Genomic DNA, 2,482 nt, shown 5'->3' on the forward strand with positions numbered 1-2,482 from the left:
GTCGACAGCTCCCCCCTGCCGCGGCCAGCGCGTCGGCGACTCGCGAACCCGGTTGCAGCCGAACCAATCCGGGGCGCGTCACGAGCCCGACGACGCTCACCACGAGTTCGGCCTCGGCGCTCGGCACAGGATCGGCCGCGTCACCGGTATCCACCGTGCCATCGGTATCCACCGTGTCGGTCGCGACCACAGCGAGCGGTGGTGCGGGAGCGGGAGTCGGTGCGTCACGAACCACCGCGAATCCGGCGACCAGCACCACGAAGACCCCGGCGGCCGCCATCACCAGTGCACCCGGCCTTCCCGGATCCACGCGAGCAGATCGCCACCGAGATGGCAGCAGGGCCGACCACGGGGTGCCTACTCGTTGCGCTTCCGGCAGCAGCCAATCCGGTTCCGTGGACCCGGCGTCCGGTCGCGGGTCCTCGGGCACGACGCGATCGCGGGCGGAATCGTGTTGTCTGCGCACGGAGTTCAATCGCGCCACCGTGTGCGCCCGATCGTCGTTGCCGCCCATACGGAAGGACGCTAGTGCGCGTGATCGGTCTCGATCGCCGAAAGCCGCAGGCCACGAATTGCCCTGTGCAGAAACCCTGAGGCTGTGGATGAACCGGGGCTCGACCCGGCTATCGGCGTCCCGGAGCCACGACGACGCCGACCGCGCCCGGGCCGACATGAGCGCCGAGAACGGCACCGAAGGGGTACACATCGATGCTGGTCGAGTGCGGAATTCGGGAGGTCAGCATCGCGGCCACGTCCTCGGCCCGCTCCGGGCACTGCATGTGGTGCACCGCGAGCGCAACCCCCCGATTCGTCACCGACCTCGGCCGCGGCAGCGACGGCGGCATCGACCAGCTTGTGCAGCGCCTTGGACGAGGTCCGCGTCTTCTCCCGCAACACGAGCTTGCCGTCGCTGATGTGCAGTACCGGCTTCATGGCCAGCGCAGTGCCGAGCAGCGCTGCGGCGGTGCCGATTCGGCCTCCACGTCTCAGGTGGTCGAGTCGATCGACGACGATGAAGCATCTAGAGGTCGTCGACGCGGCGACGGCGTCGTGATACACCTCGTCCAGTTCTGCTCCCCCGGCGGCGGTGGCGGCCGCAGCCAGCACCGCGAAGCCCAACCCCATTCCGGCCGAGGCGGAATCGACGACTCGGACGGCCGAGCCCACGTGATCTGCGGCCTGGCGTGCAGCCTCCCACGTGCTCGACAGTCCCCGAGAGATGTGCAGTGCCACCACACCGGCACCTCGACTGCGTTCGAGAGCTGCGGCGTAGACCTCGGTCAGCTCACCTGGAGAGGCCCCCGCAGTGGTCACCGGCTTGCCCGAGGTGGACTGCTCGGGAATGTCGTCGACGCCCTCGCGATGGTCGATTCCGTCGACCAGCACGTGCAGTGGCACCAGCGCGATGCCTCGCTCGGCGGCGAGGGTGGCCGGCAGGCAGGACGAGGAGTCGGTGACGACGGCGACGGTCATGGCGATTCGGTCACCGATCCGGCGGCGACGAGCCGCAGCACCTCCAGCATCGCCTCGGCGACCGCGATGTGGGCGTCCCATCCCCAGTGGATGCCGTCGGGGTTCGCGTTCTCGGACTCGATGTTCGGTCGTACGGCGTCGGCGAGGTCGACCATGGGGACGTTCCTGTCCGCGCTCCATGCACGCAGTGCGCGTACTGCGGGTTCGCGACCCGAGTGCACCTTGCCGTAGGCATCGCAGCGGTGCACCGACGGATAGGTACCGATGACGGGAAGTTCGGGACGCACGTACGCCAGTGCCGCGCGGGTCTGTTCCAGATACTCGACGCTGAGCCGCGGCGGCAGCGCAACGGGCCAACCGAGATGCGACAGAACAGGTTGCACCGCTTGGTATCCCGCGCGAACCACGCGCCGAAGGGCAGGCGGTCGGACGTATCTGATCTGCTCCCGGAGCGCAGTCGGCAACGGTGACGGGAGCGAATCCATGCCGCCGATTCCGAGCACGACGGCACCGGCACGGGGAATGGCTGCCCACACTCGCGGATCCTGGGTCAGGGCCCACCACGCGTCACGACTCGTCCAGCCGATGCGCGCAACCAACTCCACCGTCCAACCCAGTTCCGCTGCAACCAGATTGGGCCACAGGCGCGGGTCGTCGACGGGCAGTCCACCCTCGGGTCCGTAGTAGCTCAACGAGTCCGCGAGCACGAGCAGCGCAGGCTGCGCCGCCGTCTCAGAGGACGTCACTGGCCACCCGCGCCGAGGCGTTCCACACGTCCAGTCGCCAGGACGGGTTCTCACCGGGTCCGTGCGCACCGAGCTGAACCCAGCTGGTGTTCGCGAGCCTCCGAGCACCGGCCAACGATCGGTCGGCAGATCGAGCAGCGCGGCAGTCAGCGCCGCGATCAGACCTCCGTGTGCGACGAGGACGAGCGGTCGCTCGTTGCCGTCGGCACCCCACTCGGGGACACCTGCCGCGAGTTCACGAACCAGCGGAACGCTTCGTCGGG

2 protein-coding genes and 2 pseudogenes are annotated in these 2,482 nt (G+C 69.0%); all 4 read right to left on the reverse strand.

Annotation, left to right across the window (positions count from 1 at the left end):
• A partial coding sequence (locus tag RHBS_RS31245; RefSeq protein WP_237669810.1) for an SLBB domain-containing protein occupies positions 1-514 on the reverse strand: 514 nt, incomplete at its 3' end.
• Between the two features lie 109 nt (positions 515-623).
• Positions 624-1,473, reverse strand: a pseudogene (locus tag RHBS_RS26845) (DegV family protein).
• Complete coding sequence (gene octT / locus RHBS_RS26850; protein ID WP_128646865.1) at positions 1,470-2,219, reverse strand: diglucosylglycerate octanoyltransferase; 750 nt, start codon at positions 2,217-2,219, stop codon at positions 1,470-1,472. Before octT ends, RHBS_RS26845 begins: the two are co-directional and overlap by 4 nt.
• A pseudogene (locus RHBS_RS26855) lies at positions 2,206-2,482 on the reverse strand (histidine phosphatase family protein); the annotation flags it as partial. The gene octT and the pseudogene RHBS_RS26855, both read right to left, overlap by 14 nt.

Origin of the sequence: Rhodococcus sp. BS-15, assembly GCF_000813105.1 — a bacterium.
Classification (GTDB): domain Bacteria; phylum Actinomycetota; class Actinomycetes; order Mycobacteriales; family Mycobacteriaceae; genus Rhodococcoides.